The organism is Peptoniphilus sp. HMSC075B08 (assembly GCF_001815405.1).
Classification (GTDB): Bacteria; Bacillota; Clostridia; order Tissierellales; family Peptoniphilaceae; genus Peptoniphilus_A; species Peptoniphilus_A harei.
The window spans coordinates 216588-233539 of record NZ_KV820448.1 but is presented as its reverse complement, the minus strand read 5'-3'; the positions used below and the strand labels follow the sequence as shown (position 1 = coordinate 233539).

Below are 16952 nucleotides of genomic sequence, written 5' to 3'. Positions count from 1 at the left end.
ATGAAGTTTTTTATCGATACTGCTAATATTGATGAAATTAAAGAAATTAACTCCTGGGGTGTCCTGTCAGGAGTTACTACTAATCCAAGCTTAATAGCAAAAAATGGTGGGGTATTTGAGGATGTTATAAAGGAAATTTCTGAAATTGTTGATGGAGATATTTCGGCTGAAGTTATTTCCACTGACCTTGATGGAATGCTTAAAGAAGCAAGAGAACTTGCAAAAATTTCAGATAATATTGTCATAAAAATTCCAATGATTGAAGAAGGACTTAAAGCTGTAAGTATTTTAAGTAAGGAAGGCATAAGAACTAATGTGACTTTAATATTTTCAGTTTCCCAAGCTATCCTTGCTGCAAACGCAGGTGCAACTTATGTGAGTCCTTTCATGGGAAGACTTGATGACATTGGAGAATCAGGCTTGGATCTTGTAGCAGATATTGCCTATATTTTCAAGGAGTACGGATACCATACTCAAATAATAGCTGCAAGTATAAGACATATAAATCATGTAGAAGATGTAGCAAGAACTGGTGCAGATATAGGTACAATTCCTTATAAGATATTTAAAGAAATGATTAAGCATCAGTTAACTGACGCAGGATTAAAGAAATTCTTAGAAGATTTTAAAAGCGTAAAGACAAAGGAGAAATAAGATGGACAGAAATTTAGCATTAAACTTAGCAAGAGTAACAGAAGCAGCAGCCCTTTCAGCAGGTAAGTGGTTAGGAAAAGGCGACAAAAATGCAGCTGATGGTGCAGCAGTAGACGCAATGAGAAGAATGTTTGATACAGTTGATATTGACGGAACTGTAGTTATTGGGGAAGGTGAAATCGACGAAGCCCCAATGCTTTACATTGGTGAAAAAATTGGTACAAAAGAAGGGGAAGACCAAGTTGATATTGCAGTTGACCCAATTGATGGTACAAATTCAATTGCCAATGGAACAGATAACTCTATAGCTGTACTTGCAGTAGCACCTAAAGGATGCTTATTAAATGCTCCAGACATCTATATGGATAAGATTGCTTGTGGACCAAAAGCTAAAGGAGCAATTAAACTTGATGATTCTCCTTCAGAAAATGTTAAAAGAGTAGCTAAGGCTCTCAACAAAAATATTGAAGAAATAACAGTTGCTGTTCTTGATAGACCAAGACACGAAGAAATTATAAAAGAAATTATCGCTGTTGGAGCAAGAGTTAAGAAAGTTTCTGATGGTGATATTGTTACAGCTATTGAAACTTGTTACGAAGATTCAGGAATTGACCTAGTAATAGGTAGAGGTGGTGCTCCAGAAGGTGTAATAGCTGCAGCAGCTCTTAAATGTTTAGGTGGAGACTTCCAAGGAAGACTTCATCCAACAGATGAAAAACAAGAAGCTAGATGTAAGGACCTTCATTCTGATTTAAAGAAAATCTATTCAATTGATGATCTTGTAAAAGGAAATGAAGTTATATTTTCAGTTACAGGTATTACTTCAGGAGAAATTCTTGATGGAGTAAAATACTATGGCGATAACAAGGCAAAGACAGACACTCTTGTATTGAGACTACCAAGTGGAACACAAAGATTTATAAGATCAGTCCACTCTCTTGATTTAAAACCAGATTATGCTAAATAATTTTTGTCATGACTAACAATATTGAATTAAACAATAAATCAATAGATGACTTGAGAAAAATAGCCTTATCCCTTGGTCTTGAAAATTCTGAAAATTATAATGTAGAAGACTTAAAAGAATTTATAGAGACAGGTAAAACTCCTGCTTCTTCACTAGCTGATAAAGACTTAGATAAACTTAAGGTTTCAGAACTTAGGGAACTGGCGAAAGAATATAAAATAGAAAAATCATATTCCTTAAAAAAAGATGAGCTTATAAAAGAAATAAAGTTAAAAAAAGAATCACAAAAAATTGATAAACTAGATTTATCTGATAACGCTGCAGAAACTTTAAAAAATCTAGACAATAAAAATTACGTAAGAGGAATTCTTGAGCTTCATCAGGATGGATATGGTTTTTTAAGGACAATTAACTATCTTCCAAGTGAAGAAGATATATATGTTTCGCCATCACAGATAAGGAAGTTTAGGCTTAGAAATGGTGATGAAATTCTTGGAATAAAATCTCCACCAAAGGATGGAGAGAATTTCAATGCCCTTCTTTATATTAAGTCTGTGAACAACCTTCATCCTTCAAAAATAATTAATAGACCTTTTTTTGATAACCTAACTCCAATTTATCCAAAGGAAAAGATTAATTTAGAAACTGAAGACAGGGCTATGAGGATTATTGACCTCTTAGCACCTGTTGGTTTTGGACAAAGAGGTCTTATTGTTTCACAACCAAAATCAGGTAAGACTACTCTACTTAAAAAGATTTCTAAATCTATAAATACTAATTATCCAGATCTTCATTTAATAGTCCTGTTAGTAGACGAAAGACCTGAAGAAGTTACAGATATGAAAAGGTCTGTTAAGGGAGAAGTAGTATATTCTACCTTTGATGAGAATCCAAAAAATCATACCAGAGTTGCTGAGATGGTTATTGATAGGGCAAAAAGACTTATTGAGAACAAAGAAGACGTAGTTATTTTACTTGATTCCCTTACAAGACTTTCAAGAGCTTATAATTTAACTACACCAGCTAGTGGTAAAACTCTATCAGGTGGTCTAGATCCCTTATCTCTTCACAAGCCAAAAAGATTTTTTGGAGCAGCGAGAAATATTGAAGAGGGTGGAAGCTTAACCATACTTGCCACTGCTCTTGTTGATACTGGTTCAAGGATGGATGATGTTATCTTTGAAGAGTTTAAAGGTACAGGAAATATGGAACTCCATCTAAATCGAAGTCTATCAGAAAAAAGAATTTTCCCAGCTATAGATATATTAAAGTCAGGTACAAGGAAAGAAGAACTTTTGCTTAGCAAGGAAGAGTTGGATTTTAGTTATGAATTTAGAAATAAATTGTCAGAAGAAAATATAGAAGATGTAACAGAAAGATTTTTAGATTCAATTTCAAAGACTAAAAATAATAAGGAATTTTTAAAAAAATATTTTGTTAGATAAGATTTCCAATAATAAAATCTTGATAATTTAATCTTAATATTATATAATAATTAAGCAAATAGTTGTGTTTGCACTAGAGTGAAAATTGTGTTATAATATAAAAATTGAGTTATAAAATAAGTTTAAGGGGGCAATACAATGAAAAAAGGAATTCATCCAGATTATAAAGAAGCTACTGTAACTTGTGCATGTGGCAACACTTTTAAAACAGGATCCGTTAAAGAAGATTTAAAAGTTGAAATTTGTTCAGCTTGTCATCCTTTCTTTACAGGAAAGCAAAAACTCTCTGATCACGGCGGAAGAATTGAGAAATTCAACAGCAGATATAAGAGAAATAAATGACAATGAGGTTAGCCTAGCTAACCTTTTTTATTACTTAAATTTATGGAAATTAAAGAGGCCTTAATAGAAGGTAGAAAATATTTAAAAGATTTAGAATATACTGATCCAATATATGAAACAAGACGAATCCTAAGCTTTCTTTTAAATAAAGATTTATCATATTTAGTGGCTCATGATAGTGAGCTATTAGATTCAACACTTGAAGAAAGATATTTTGAGATTTTAGACAAAAGAAAAAATGGTATGCCGATACAATATATTTTAGGTGAAGAAGATTTTTATGGAAGAAGCTTCAAAGTTCTTAAAGATGTTTTGATTCCTAGACAAGATACAGAAATATCCGTAGAAACCCTATTAAAAATAATAAAAAATAACAAGATTAATAATATGTTAGAAATTGGTTGTGGCACAGGGATTGTCAGTATTAGCGTTGACCTTGAAACAAAAATTGATGTCACAGCTGTTGATATAAGTAAAAAGGCAATTGAAAATTCAATAATTAACAAAGAAAAATTAGGCTCCAGAATAAAAATAATGAAAAGTGATTTGTTTACTAATATAAAGGAAAGCTTTGATTTAATTTATTCAAACCCTCCTTATATAAAATCTGATGAAATAGAGAAGCTACAGGTTGAAGTAAGAAAACATGAACCTAGACTTGCCCTTGATGGTGGAGAAGATGGACTTCATTTTTATAGAAAAATAATTGAAAAAACACCAAAATATTTAAATGATAGAGGATACTTGGTTTTTGAAATTGGACATGATGAGGCTAAGGATATATGTGCACTCATGGAAGATAAATTTGATGTAGAAGTTATTAAAGATTTGAGTAAACTGGATAGAGTCGTAGTTGGACAGTTAAGGATGTAGAGGTTATTATGTACGAAAAACTTTCGGTATTTGAAGATAGATTAGTAGAATTAGAAAAGGATCTTAGTAACGTTGATATTATAAATAACTCTAAACTTTACCAACAAAAAGCTATTGAGCACGCCGAAATAGAGCCTATTGTTGGTAAATATAGATTGTATAAAGAAACTTTAAATACATTAAATGAGAATAAAGAGTTAATAAAAGAGAAATTAGACGACGATTTTAAGGATCTTGTAAGAGAAGAAATAAACGAAGGAAGTAAAAAGGTTGAAGAACTTGAAAATGAGTTAAAAATTCTTTTGATTCCTAAGGATAAAAATGACAGCAAGAATGTAATGGTAGAAATACGTGCTGGTGCAGGTGGTGATGAAGCTGCCTTATTTGCAGGAGTTCTTTATAGACAATATGTTAGATACGCTGAAAGATGTGGCTTTAAAGTTGAGACTATGTCATCAAATGAAATAGGAATTGGTGGATATAAAGAAATTGTCTTTATGATAATTGGAAATGGGGCATATTCAAGACTAAAATATGAATCAGGTGTTCATAGGGTTCAAAGAGTTCCAGAAACTGAAAGTGGAGGAAGGATTCATACATCTACAGCTACTGTTGCAGTATTACCTGAAGCTGAAGACGTTGACATAGAAATTGATCCAACAGAAATTAAGTTTGACGTTTTTCGTGCATCAGGAAATGGTGGTCAATGTGTAAATACAACAGACTCAGCTGTAAGGCTTACACATATTCCTACAGGAATAGTTATTTCATGCCAGGATGAAAAATCACAACTAAGAAATAAAGAAAAGGCCATGAAACTTTTAAGATCTAAGCTATATGATTTGAAGTTACAAGAGCAAAATGAAAAAGAGTCCATGGAAAGATCATCTCAAATTGGAACAGGCGATAGGTCTGAAAGAATAAGGACATATAACTATCCTCAAGGTAGGGTAACTGACCATAGAATCAACTTAACATCACACAGGATAAATGAAATCAATGACGGTGACCTTGATGAAATAATTGATGCACTAATCACTTATGACCAAACTCAAAAGTTAGAAAAAATATACTAAATAAATAATTATTATTTATTTAGTATATCTTTAATAGACTATTTGATTTTTCATTAATAATATTCTATAATAATGATGGTAGTTTTATTATTAAATTTTATGGGGGTAATATTATGAATCAAATGACAAGTGACAATTTAAGATCAGCATTCGGTGGCGAATCTCAAGCACGTACTAGATACAACATCTGGGGAGATGTAGCAGAAAAAGATGGTTTCAAAAATGTTAAAAGACTTTTTGATGCTACTTCTGATGCAGAAAAAATTCACGCTACACTTCACTTTAAAGCTTTAAAAGATGTTTCAGGAGATTTCCCTGTAACTTCAATGGCAGGATTTGGAATTAATTCAACTTCTGAAAACCTTGAAGCTGCAAGAGGCGGAGAAATTTTTGAGTCAACTCAAATGTACCCTGCTTTCATCGCAGTTGCAGAAATGCAAGAAGAAAAAGAAGCTGTTAGAGCAATGAAATATGCTACAGCAGCTGAAGAAGTTCATGCTAAGAGATTTGAAACAGCTAAAGAAGCTGTAGATGCTGGAAAAGATTTAGATGTTGAAAACATCTACCTATGCCCAGTATGTGGATATATTACTTTCGAAGAAGAAGATAAATGTCCAATCTGTGGATGCGCAGGAAGCAAATTTGTTGCTTATTAATTTTTGTTAAAAAAGTCTCCTCATTTTAAATGGGGAGATTTTTTGTATTATATTAATTATTAGATTTCAGAAAAAATAAATGTTATAAACCAAAGTATTTATTGCTAATTTTCTGTGCTTGTGTTATACTTTTATCCGGTAAGAAATGCACATATGAAATACACACATTTTCTGATGTCTTTGGAGTTGCCAATTTGGTCCCTATGACAAAAGATGAAAATGGAGGAAAAAACACGGAGGTGGCTTAAATGTCAGTAATTTCAATGAAAAGCTTATTAGAAGCTGGTGTACACTTTGGACACCAAACTAGAAGATGGAACCCTAAAATGAAGAGATTTATATTTACCGAAAGAAATGGTATCTATATAATCGACCTTCAAAAAACAGTTAAAAAAGTAGAAGAAGCTTACGATTTTGTAAGAGAAATTGCAGCTAACGGTGGAGAAGTACTTTTTGTAGGTACAAAGAAACAAGCTCAAGATGCAATTGAAAAAGAAGCTACTAAATGTGGTATGCCATACATTAACCAAAGATGGTTAGGTGGTCTTTTAACTAACTACAAGACTATAAAGAACAGAATTGAAAGACTTTACAAATTATATGAAATGGAAGAAAATGGAACTTTCGACGTTCTTCCAAAGAAAGAAGTTTCTCAATTACTTCACGAAAGAGAAAAGCTTGAAAAATTCCTAGGTGGAATTAAAGAAATGAAGGGTATGCCTCAAGCTTTATTTGTAGTAGACCCTAAAAAAGAAAATATTGCAGTTAAAGAAGCTCATATTTTAGGAATTCCTGTAATCGGTATTGTTGATACTAACTGTGATCCTGAAGAAGTTAATATTCCAATTCCAGGAAACGATGATGCTATTAGAGCAGTTAAACTAATTACAGAAACAATTGCTAATGCAGTTATCGAAGGAAAACAAGGCAGTCAAATAGAAGATACAGATTATGATGAATCCACTCAAGAAGTTTCTGAAGAAGAAGCAGTTGAGGATGAAAAGTCAGCTATAGAAGAGTAAAGATATTTCGAGAGTTCTAAAGTAATCCTTTATGACTCTCTTTTTTTAAAATAAATAAGGAGTGAATTAAAATGGCTATTACAGCAGCAATGGTTAAAGAATTAAGAGAAAAATCTGGAGCAGGTATGATGGACTGCAAAAAGGCTTTAACAGAGACAAATGGTGATATGGACAAAGCAGTGGACTTTTTAAGAGAAAAGGGATTAGCTTCTGTTGCTAAAAAATCTTCTAGAATAGCTTCTGAAGGTCTTGTTGAATCTTATGTTCACGGCGGAAGAATTGGTGTTTTAGTTGAAGTAAACTCAGAAACAGACTTCGTTGCTAAGAACGAAGAATTCCAAAACTTTGTTAAGGATATTGCAATGCAAATCGCAGCAGTTGCTCCTAAATATGTTAGTCGTGAAGAAGTTCCTGCTGAGGAAGTTGAACACGAAAAAAATATTTTAACTGAACAAGCAAGAAGTGAAAACAAACCTGAACATGTAATTGAAAAAATGGTTGAAGGAAGACTTGAAAAATTCTATGAAGAAATTTGTCTACTTGACCAAGACTTCATTAAAGATTCAGACAAGAAAATTAGAGACATTCTTAATGATTTAATTGCTAAGATTGGCGAAAACATTAAAATTAGAAGATTTGTTAGATTTGAAGTTGGCGAAGGTCTTGAAAAGAGAGAAGAAGACTTTGCAGCAGAAGTAGCAAAACAAATAGGATAACAAATTGGAGGAGTAAATGCCAAAATATAAGAGAATTGTTTTAAAACTCAGCGGAGAAGCATTAGCAGGATCAAATACAGTTGGAATCGACATAGACTATGTCAACCTGATAGCTAAGCAAGTTAAGAAAATCTATGACTCAGGAGTAGAAACTGGAATAGTTGTTGGTGGCGGAAACTTTTGGAGAGGACGTGACGAAAACAACATAGACCGTGCTACATCTGACTATATGGGAATGCTTGGCACTGTAATGAATGCTTTAGCACTTCAAGATTCCTTAGAAAAATTAGGCGTTATTACTCGTGTGCAAACTGCTATTGAAATGAAGCAAGTTGCAGAACCCTATATAAGAAGAAGAGCTATTAGACACTTAGAAAAGGGTCGTGTAGTTATTTTCTCAGCAGGAGTAGGAAATCCATATTTCTCAACTGATACTGCAGCAGCGCTTAGAGCTGCTGAAATCGATGCTGATGTCATTCTTTTAGCTAAAAAGGGAGTAGATGGTATATATGATTCCGATCCTAATATAAATCCTGATGCTAAAAAGTTTGATAATCTAACTTATAGGGAAATTTTAAATAAAAACTTAAAAATTATGGACGGCACAGCTACTACACTTTGCATGGACAACAATATTCCACTTCAAGTATTTGGAATAGATGAAGAAGATGCAATGTATAAAGTGGTTTGTGGCGAAGACATTGGTACTAATGTTAAATAGGAGGATACTATGATATCTGATCTTAAAAAAAATACTGAGTCAAGAATGTCAAAATCTGTTGACTCACTTACTGAATCACTTCAGTCTATAAGAGCAGGACGTGCTAATACAAGTTTGCTTGACAAGATTTACGTTGATTATTATGGACAACAATCTCCACTTAATCAAGTTGCTAGTCTTTCTGCACCAGAAGCAAGACTGCTTGCTATTCAACCTTGGGATGCTACATTAATTCCTGAAATTGAAAAAGCAATACAAAAGTCTGATTTGGGAATAACTCCTTCAAATGACGGAAAAGTTATTAGACTTGTTATACCTCAACTAACTGAAGAAAGAAGAAAAGATCTTACTAAGTTAGTTGGAAAGTATGCGGAAGAAGCAAAAGTTTCTGTTAGAAACATTAGAAGAGATGCTATGGAAGATATTAAAAAAGCTGAAAAAGCTAAAGAAATATCTGAAGATGATAGAAAAACTTATGAAGAAGATATTCAAAAGTTAACTGATAAATATATTAAAGACATCGATGGTGTAGCAGAAGAAAAAGAAAAAGAACTTATGGAAATTTAATTTTTAGCCTTAGATTATTCTAAGGCTCTTTTTTTAAGGAGTTTTATGAATTATTACGATAAATTAGATTTAGAAAATATTCCCAAACACGTAGGCATAATAATGGATGGAAATGGAAGATGGGCAAAGAAAAGAAAAATGCCAAGAACTTTTGGACATAGAGAAGGAACACAAAGGGTAATCGAAATTGTAGAAGCAGCCTATAAAATCAATGTTAAATCTTTAACTCTTTATGCCTTCTCTACTGAAAACTGGAAGAGACCTGATGAAGAAATTTCTAAGTTAATGGATTTACTTGCCTACTATATTAAAAATCAACTTGAAAAAATTAAAAAAAATAATATTAGAATAAATGTCTTAGGAGATTATAAAGCCTTTCCTGATAAGATAGTTAGACTAATCGAGACTGCATTGCAGGAAACTAAATCAAATGATAAAATGATATTAAATATTGGTCTAAATTATGGGGGTCAAAGTGAAATAGTTAGAGCTAGCAAATTAATCTGTGAAGATGTTATTGCTGGTAGGGTATCTCTTGAAGATATTGATGTAGAATCTTTTAAGGACTATTTATATACAAGAGAACAAGAAGAACTAGACCTACTTATAAGACCAAGTGGTGAGCTTAGAGTTTCTAATTTTTTACTATATCAACTAGCCTATAGCGAGTTTTATTTTTCTAATATATTGTGGCCAGACTTTCATGAAGATGAATTCTATAAGGCCATTTATGATTTTCAAAAAAGAAATAGGAGATACGGAGGATTATAATCTTGACTGATTTACAAAAAAGAGTTTCAACAGGAATAGTGGGTATTGGTCTATTAATTTTAATTTTTTACTTAGGATTAAATGCTATAAAATTTTCAATTTTTATTTTAACTCTTGAGTCAATAAGAGAGCTATACAACGCACTAATAAAAAAAGGAATCAAACTTTATTTGCCAAGTTTACTTTTAGGGGCTCTGGTAACTTTTTTGTGCTCAATTTTTGATAAAAACTTAACCTTTGCCCTTGTTTTTTATTTTATTTTTAATTCTTCTCTGTATGTAATTTTAGAAGACTATAATTTGAGCAATTATTCCTTTACAAGTATGGCCTACTTCTATACAGTATTTTTCTTAAATTTACTAGGAAGTCTTGATGATATTTACATAATTATTTCTGCTTTTGTAATTGCCTTTACCACAGATACCTTTGCTTATTTTGTAGGTTCTACTTTTGGCAAGCACAAGTTAATTGAAAGAGTTAGTCCTAATAAATCTATAGAAGGTGCCGTTGGTGGAACTTTTTTTGCTCTTATATTAACGGCTGTGTATTTCACACTTTTAAATAAATATAATTTTATTTACGACCTTAATCTTGTTGTAATCATAATTATTTTGCTTACTTCCATCGCGGGACAGTTTGGAGATTTGTTTGCATCAAAGATTAAGAGATTCACAGGTATAAAAGATTATGCACAGATTTTACCTGGTCACGGTGGTATACTTGATAGGTTTGACAGTCTTATATTTATAAGCCCCTTCGTGTATATTCTGTACCATTTTATTTAAGGAGAATAAATGATTACTTTAATTAGCTCTTTACTTGTTTTTTTACTCGTTGTTATGCTTCATGAATTCGGTCATTTTTCTATAGCCAAATTGTCAGGAATTAAAGTTAATGAGTTTTCCATAGGTATGGGTCCAAAAATTTATCAGAAACAAAGAGGTGAAACCTTTTATAGTTTAAGAGCCCTTCCTGTTGGAGGCTATGTTGCTATGGAAGGCGAGGAAGAAAACTCCCATGACCCAAGAGCCTTTAACAATGTTTCCATCGTAAAAAGAATGGCAGTTGTTTTAGCTGGAGCCTTTATGAATTTCGTATTGGCTTTTATTGCTTTTACCCTTATTTTTTCCATAGCAGGTTATGGATCAAATGAAATTGAAAAAGTTATTTCTAACTCACCTGCAGATAAGGCGGGAATACAATCAGGCGATTTAATTATAAAAATTAATGAGAATAAGGTTAAGGACATATACGATATAAATTCAATAATTTCTAAATATCAAAAAGAAGAAATGGACTTTCAAATTAATAGAGAAGGCAATATATTAAATGTAAAGATAAAACCTGAGTATTCTGTAGAAAATCAGATGTATTTAATTGGTATCATTTCAAAGCTAGATCATTCAATATTAAAATCCATTAGTCTTGGAGCAAATAGAACTTTAGAAATGTCCAAATTGATTCTAAAAAGTATTAAAATGATGTTTTCTGGTTCTTTTAAAATGGAATACTTATCAGGCCCTGTTGGTGTTGTACAATTAATTGGTTCAGAGTCTTCAAAGGGATTTTTAAATTTTCTACAGATTTTAGGACTAATATCAGTCAATCTTGGTGTTTTTAACTTGCTCCCAATTCCTGCACTTGATGGAGGAAAGTTTTTATTTTTATTAATTGAAGCCCTTAGAGGTAAACCCATAGATGAAAAAATTGAGCAAGGACTCTCACTAATAGGTATAAGTCTTTTATTTTCTTTAATGATTTACGTAACTATTTTTAATGATATTGGAAGGTTGTTTAATAAATGATAAATAGAAAAAAAACAAAAAAAGTTTATGTTGGAAATGTCCCAGTTGGCGGAGATTCTTTTATCTCTATTCAATCTATGACTAACACAGATACTAAAGATATAAAGTCAACTGTCTCACAAACAAAAAATCTAGAAGAACTAGGTTGTGACATAATAAGGATGGCTGTTAATGATTTAGAAGATGCAGCTGCACTTAGAGAAATTAAAAAAGAGATTAATATTCCAATAATATCAGACATACAATTTGATTATAAGCTAGCACTTGCTGCTTGTGAAAATGAATCAGATGCAATAAGACTTAACCCAGGAAATATTGGAGCTCCTTGGAAGATAAAGGAAGTTATTGAAGCTTGTAAGTTTCACAATATTCCAATAAGAGTAGGAGTTAACTCTGGTTCTGTAAAACAAGAATTTTTGGATAAATTTAAAGGAGTTAATGCATCCTCCATTTGTTATAGTGCTATGGAAGAAATCGAATTGTTAGAAAAAAATAATTTTCATGACATAGCAGTATCTCTAAAAGCTTCTAGTGTAAATCTAACAATAGAAAGTTATAGGAAATTTTCTGAAATGTCAGACTATCCCCTTCACTTAGGAGTAACTGAAGCAGGAAGTCCTAAAAAAGGTATTGTAAAGTCTGCCATTGGTATAGGTACTCTTTTAGCTGAAGGTATTGGCGACACTATTAGGGTGTCTTTAACTTCTGATCCTAGTGATGAGATAATTGCTGGAAAAGATATTTTAAAAGCACTTGATCTTAGAAGAGAGGGCATAGATTTAATTTCCTGTCCAACTTGTGCAAGAACTAAGGTAGATTTAATAGAAATAGTAAATCAGGCTGAAGAAAAACTTTATAAGATCGATAAAAATTTAAAAGTGGCAATTATGGGATGCGCTGTTAATGGACCTGGTGAGGCAAGAGAGGCCGATATAGGTATTGCATGTGGACATGGTGAAGGATTAATCTTCCGTAAGGGAGAAATAATAAAAAAAGTTCCAGAAGATAAACTACTAACAGAACTTTTATCTGAAATCGAAAAAATTGGGTGATAATTTGATTTTATTAAAAGATATTTTACAAAAATTAAATTCTTCTTATAATGATGTTCCAGATGACATTTATATAGAGTCAATTAGAAGAAACAAAAATAAAGGAGAAGTTTATTTTGTAATTAATTCAAAAAATGATTTAGAAATAAATTTTAAGAATGAAATTTCTAAAATTTTTTCTACAAGCTTAGAAGAATACAAGACTTATATTGACTTTAAATCATCTTCTCTTTATAAAAGTGAAGATGATTTAATTTATGCTGAAATTTTGAAGTACAATCCTTCATCACAAATATGGATTAAGGATGTTCTAATAAATAAAAATGATAAAATTGGTTTAATAAATATAAAACTACCTAGTGAAGAAGCATTTTATAGCTTAAGTCAAAATGGGTTTGCATCATATCTGGAAAATGAATTAAAAGTTTTTGGTAACTTCAGTATAAAATTTGATTTTGATAAAAAAGATCTTGTAGAGGATAATATTGAAAACTTTATTTCTCAAATAGAAGAAGCTGAAGAAGTTATTTCTACTAAACATGAAATTGAAGTAAAGACAAAAATAGAAAATAAGTCTAAAGAAAAGAAAATTAAAAAATCTAACTCCTATGGAAAAAAAGATATAGGAATAATAGAAAAGCTAGTTTATGTTAATGTAAATTCACAAAAGGTAAGTGTTGAAGTCGATATATTTAATTTAGAAAGTAGAGAACTTAAAAACGGTAACTTTTTGATTTCCCTTTCTATTACAGACTACACATCATCAACTCTTGCAAAAATATTCTTAAAACCTGACAAGGCAGAAGAGTTCTTAGAAAGCTTCGGTGTAGGTGACCATGTTGTTATTACTGGAAATGTGTCCTATGATAATTTCTCAAAATGTGAAACTATTATGATTAGGTACATTGAAAAAAGAGATAAGGTCCTTAGGATGGATTATTCTGATGAAAAGAGAACAGAGTTAAGAATTCATTCCAAAATGTCTCAGATGTCTGGTGTTACATCTTTTACTGACTTTGCAAATAGAGCTAAACTTTGGGGACATGATGCAATTGGCATTACTGATACTAATGACGTTCAAGGTTTCCCAGAAGCAATGGAGGCCGGAGAAAAAACTGGACTTAAAATTCTTTATGGAACAGACATAAATTTTGTTGATGATAAGGAAAAAATTGTAACTAACTATATAGATGGAAAAACTTACGATACTTACGTAGTCTTTGATATAGAAACTACTGGTCTTTCATCTAGAAATGATAAAATTACAGAAATTGGTGCAGTAAAAATAAAAGACGGTATTATAACAGATAGATTTTCACAACTTATTAACCCTGAAAAAGAAATTCCTCAAGTTGTTGTTAATTTAACAGGGATTAGTAACTCCTTAGTTGAAAATGAACCTACAATAGAAGAGGTTATTCCTAAATTTTATGAATTTGCTAAAGATGCCGTACTAGTTGCCCACAATGCAAAATTTGATATTTCATTTATTAGGAGAGAGTATGCTAACAATGGCTTAGAATTTAACCATCCAATACTTGATACACTTGTAATGGCAAGAGCAACAATGACACATATGAAGAGATTCAATCTTGGAACTCTTTGTAAAAATCTTGGTGTGTCTCTTGTGGGAGCGCATAGAGCAGTTAATGATGCTGAAGCTACAGCAGAGGTTTTTATAAAGTTAATTGACAAAATTAAAAGAGATGAAGAAGATTTTAATTTTGAAATTTTAAATAAACAAATAAAAAACACAGATTCTAAACGTTTATTCGAATCTTCTTTATTATTGTTAGTTAAAGATGAAGTTGGTTTGAAAAACTTATATATGTTAATTTCTGATTCGCATATGAAATACTTTAATTTTGTTGCAAAAGTTCCTAGAAGTTTATTAGATAAATATCGAGAAGGAATTCTTGTTGGATCTGGTAATGCCAATTCAGAATTGTTTGATGCTATATATAGGATGTGTCCCCATGAAGAATTAGTTAAAATTGCATCTTACTATGATTTTCTAGAAATCCAACCAGCAAGTGACAACATTATGTCAATTGAAGATGGAAAATATACTCAAGAAGATATTAGAGAAATAAATAAAAAAATCTTAGAGCTTGGAGAAGAACTAAATATTCCTGTTGTTGCTGATTCAGACACATATTATATAGAGGAGTCCGAGGACCTCCTTAGAAAAATTGTCCTAAACGGCAAACCTGGTAGACCTGATCCAAGATCTAGTAGAAACCAAAAGTTTTATTTTAAGACAACAGAAGAAATGCTAGATGAATTTTCCTACTTAGGTCAAGACAAAGCCTATGAAGTTGTTGTAACTAATACAAATAAATTAAAAGATTTTATTAAAGATATAAAACCAATTCCAGATGGAACTTATCCACCAGTTATTGAAGGTTCTGATGAAAGTTTAAGGGATATGACTTACAAAAAGGCCCATGACATTTATGGAGAAGTTCTTCCTAAGATTGTTGAAGACAGGTTGGAGAAGGAACTAAAATCTATTATTTCAAATGGTTATTCAGTTCTATATATTATTGCACAAAAACTTGTGAAAAAATCAAATGATGATGGATTCCTAGTAGGTTCTAGAGGGTCTGTTGGATCTTCTTTTGTTGCAACAATGGCCGACATAACAGAAGTAAACCCTCTTCCACCACACTACATTTGTCCTAACTGCAAATATTCTGAATTTACTGAAGACTTAACTTATGGATCTGGGGTTGACATGCCAGATAAAGTATGCCCTAAATGTGGAACCCAACTCATAAAAGATGGGCACAATATTCCGTTTGAAGTTTTCTTAGGTTTTTATGGAGATAAGGAACCAGATATAGATTTAAACTTTGCTGGTGAGTATCAACCTAGAGCCCATAAATACACTGAAGAGTTATTTGGAGAAGGGTATGTATTTAGGGCAGGAACTATAGGAAAAATTGCTGAAAAAACTGCTTATGGTTATGTGAAAAAATATTTTGAAAATCAGCATATCTCACCAATTGAAATTGACAGACTTTCAAGGGCGATCACTGATGGTAAAAGAACTAGTGGACAGCACCCTGGCGGTGTAATGATTGTTCCTAAAACAAATTCAATTTTTGACTTCACACCAATTCAATATCCAGCAGACGATCCAAGTTCAGGAGTTATAACAACTCATTTTGATTATAACTTTATTCATGGAAAAATCTTGAAATTGGATATACTAGGTCACGATGGTCCAACAATTATTAAAATGTTAGAGGACTTCACTGGAATAGACTCTAGTACAATTAGGCTTGATGATCAAAATACACTTTCTATATTTAATAGTGCGGAAGCCTTTCACATGGATGAATATATTTTCTCTTGCAAGACTGGGACACTAGGAATACCAGAATTTGGAACTTCTTTTGTTATATCTATGTTACTAGAAACAAAACCAAAAAACTTTGCAGATCTTGTGAGAATATCTGGCCTATCCCATGGTACTGACGTTTGGATTTCTAATGCCCAAGAGTTAGTTGATTCTGGTAGAGCTGAATTAAAAGATGTTATCGCTACAAGGGAAGACATCATGGTATATCTAATAAATGCAGGTGCTGAAAATAAAATGGCCTTTGATACTATGGAAAAAGTAAGAAAGGGAAAAGGCCTAACTGAAGAACAAGAAAATATAATGAAAAACTTAGATTTGCCTGAGTGGTATATTGATTCTTGTAAGAAAATCAAGTACATGTTCCCTAAGGCTCACGCAGTTGCTTATGTAATGCTTTCTTTCAGAATTGCTTATTATAAGCTCAATCATCCTTTAGCCTTTTATGCAACTTTCTTTACTATTAAACTAAATGATTTTAATGGAGAGAATATAATTGAAGGTCCAGGTTTTCTCAAAAATAGAATTAAAATTTTAAGAGATATTGAAAAACCAACAGCTAAGGACAAAGGAGAGATAAGAGTATCTGAAGTAGCCCTTGAAATGTATGCGAGAGGATTTGAATTTTTAAGTCCTGATATCTATAAGTCAAAAGCATCTAAATTTACTATTGAAGAGGGAAAAATTAGGATGCCACTTAGGGCAATACCCGGTGTAGGCGAAAACTGTGCTAACAAAATAGAAGAAGAATCAAAAAAATCTAATTATTTATCAATAGAAGATTTTTCCAAAAGAACAAAAGCCGGGAATTCTGTTATTACAATTTTACAAAAAAATGGAATATTAAAAGACCTTGATGAAACCAATCAAATTTCATTATTCAATTTTTGAAAAACTTGTATTTATAGCAATTTGTGTTAT

At 31.7% G+C, this 16952-nt stretch carries 16 protein-coding genes; all 16 read left to right on the top strand.

The genetic code is table 11. The annotated features are described in order from the left end of the window. Positions 1-654, top strand: coding sequence for a fructose-6-phosphate aldolase (gene fsa, locus HMPREF3023_RS04730; RefSeq protein WP_070701239.1), 654 nt, complete (start codon positions 1-3; stop codon positions 652-654). A gap of 1 nt (position 655) precedes the next feature. Then, positions 656-1621 (top strand): class II fructose-bisphosphatase, encoded by a 966-nt coding sequence (glpX, locus tag HMPREF3023_RS04725; protein WP_070701237.1) that lies wholly within the window; start codon positions 656-658, stop codon positions 1619-1621. An 8-nt stretch (positions 1622-1629) separates the two neighbouring features. Continuing rightward, a complete protein-coding gene (rho, locus tag HMPREF3023_RS04720) occupies positions 1630-3066 on the top strand; it encodes a transcription termination factor Rho (RefSeq protein ID WP_070701235.1) in 1437 nt (478 codons plus the stop codon). Between the two features lie 138 nt (positions 3067-3204). After that, positions 3205-3408 carry a 50S ribosomal protein L31 gene (rpmE, locus tag HMPREF3023_RS04715; RefSeq protein WP_005956574.1) on the top strand — a complete coding sequence of 68 codons (204 nt, stop codon included), beginning with the start codon at positions 3205-3207 and terminating at the stop codon, positions 3406-3408. A 42-nt stretch (positions 3409-3450) separates the two neighbouring features. Then, positions 3451-4281, top strand: coding sequence for a peptide chain release factor N(5)-glutamine methyltransferase (gene prmC / locus HMPREF3023_RS04710; protein WP_070701233.1), 831 nt, complete (start codon positions 3451-3453; stop codon positions 4279-4281). An 8-nt stretch (positions 4282-4289) separates the two neighbouring features. Beyond that, positions 4290-5357, top strand: coding sequence for a peptide chain release factor 1 (prfA, locus tag HMPREF3023_RS04705; RefSeq protein WP_070701231.1), 1068 nt, complete (start codon positions 4290-4292; stop codon positions 5355-5357). Between the two features lie 113 nt (positions 5358-5470). Then, positions 5471-6013 carry a rubrerythrin family protein gene (locus HMPREF3023_RS04700; RefSeq protein WP_070701229.1) on the top strand — a complete coding sequence of 181 codons (543 nt, stop codon included), beginning with the start codon at positions 5471-5473 and terminating at the stop codon, positions 6011-6013. 248 nt (positions 6014-6261) lie between these two features. Then, a complete protein-coding gene (rpsB, locus tag HMPREF3023_RS04695) occupies positions 6262-7035 on the top strand; it encodes a 30S ribosomal protein S2 (RefSeq protein ID WP_070701227.1) in 774 nt (257 codons plus the stop codon). A 71-nt stretch (positions 7036-7106) separates the two neighbouring features. Then, on the top strand, positions 7107-7751 hold the full coding sequence (gene tsf, locus HMPREF3023_RS04690; protein WP_070701225.1) for a translation elongation factor Ts: 645 nt from the start codon (positions 7107-7109) through the stop codon (positions 7749-7751). A 16-nt stretch (positions 7752-7767) separates the two neighbouring features. Then, on the top strand, positions 7768-8472 hold the full coding sequence (gene pyrH, locus HMPREF3023_RS04685) for a UMP kinase (protein WP_070701223.1): 705 nt from the start codon (positions 7768-7770) through the stop codon (positions 8470-8472). Between the two features lie 9 nt (positions 8473-8481). Further along, positions 8482-9039 carry a ribosome recycling factor gene (frr, locus tag HMPREF3023_RS04680; protein ID WP_070701221.1) on the top strand — a complete coding sequence of 186 codons (558 nt, stop codon included), beginning with the start codon at positions 8482-8484 and terminating at the stop codon, positions 9037-9039. Between the two features lie 45 nt (positions 9040-9084). Beyond that, the gene (locus HMPREF3023_RS04675) at positions 9085-9810 is read left to right on the top strand and encodes an isoprenyl transferase (RefSeq protein ID WP_070701219.1); all 726 of its coding nucleotides are present in this window, start codon (positions 9085-9087) and stop codon (positions 9808-9810) included. A gap of 2 nt (positions 9811-9812) precedes the next feature. Continuing rightward, the gene (locus HMPREF3023_RS04670; protein WP_070701217.1) at positions 9813-10595 is read left to right on the top strand and encodes a phosphatidate cytidylyltransferase; all 783 of its coding nucleotides are present in this window, start codon (positions 9813-9815) and stop codon (positions 10593-10595) included. Positions 10596-10604: 9 nt separating this feature from the next. Continuing rightward, positions 10605-11615 (top strand): RIP metalloprotease RseP, encoded by a 1011-nt coding sequence (rseP, locus tag HMPREF3023_RS04665; protein ID WP_070701215.1) that lies wholly within the window; start codon positions 10605-10607, stop codon positions 11613-11615. Then, positions 11612-12667 (top strand): flavodoxin-dependent (E)-4-hydroxy-3-methylbut-2-enyl-diphosphate synthase, encoded by a 1056-nt coding sequence (gene ispG, locus HMPREF3023_RS04660; protein WP_083315515.1) that lies wholly within the window; start codon positions 11612-11614, stop codon positions 12665-12667. Before rseP ends, ispG begins: the two co-directional genes overlap by 4 nt. 4 nt (positions 12668-12671) lie before the next feature. Continuing rightward, positions 12672-16922: a PolC-type DNA polymerase III gene (locus HMPREF3023_RS04655; RefSeq protein WP_144019628.1), complete on the top strand. Its 4251-nt coding sequence runs from the start codon at positions 12672-12674 to the stop codon at positions 16920-16922. Positions 16923-16952 lie beyond the last annotated feature (30 nt).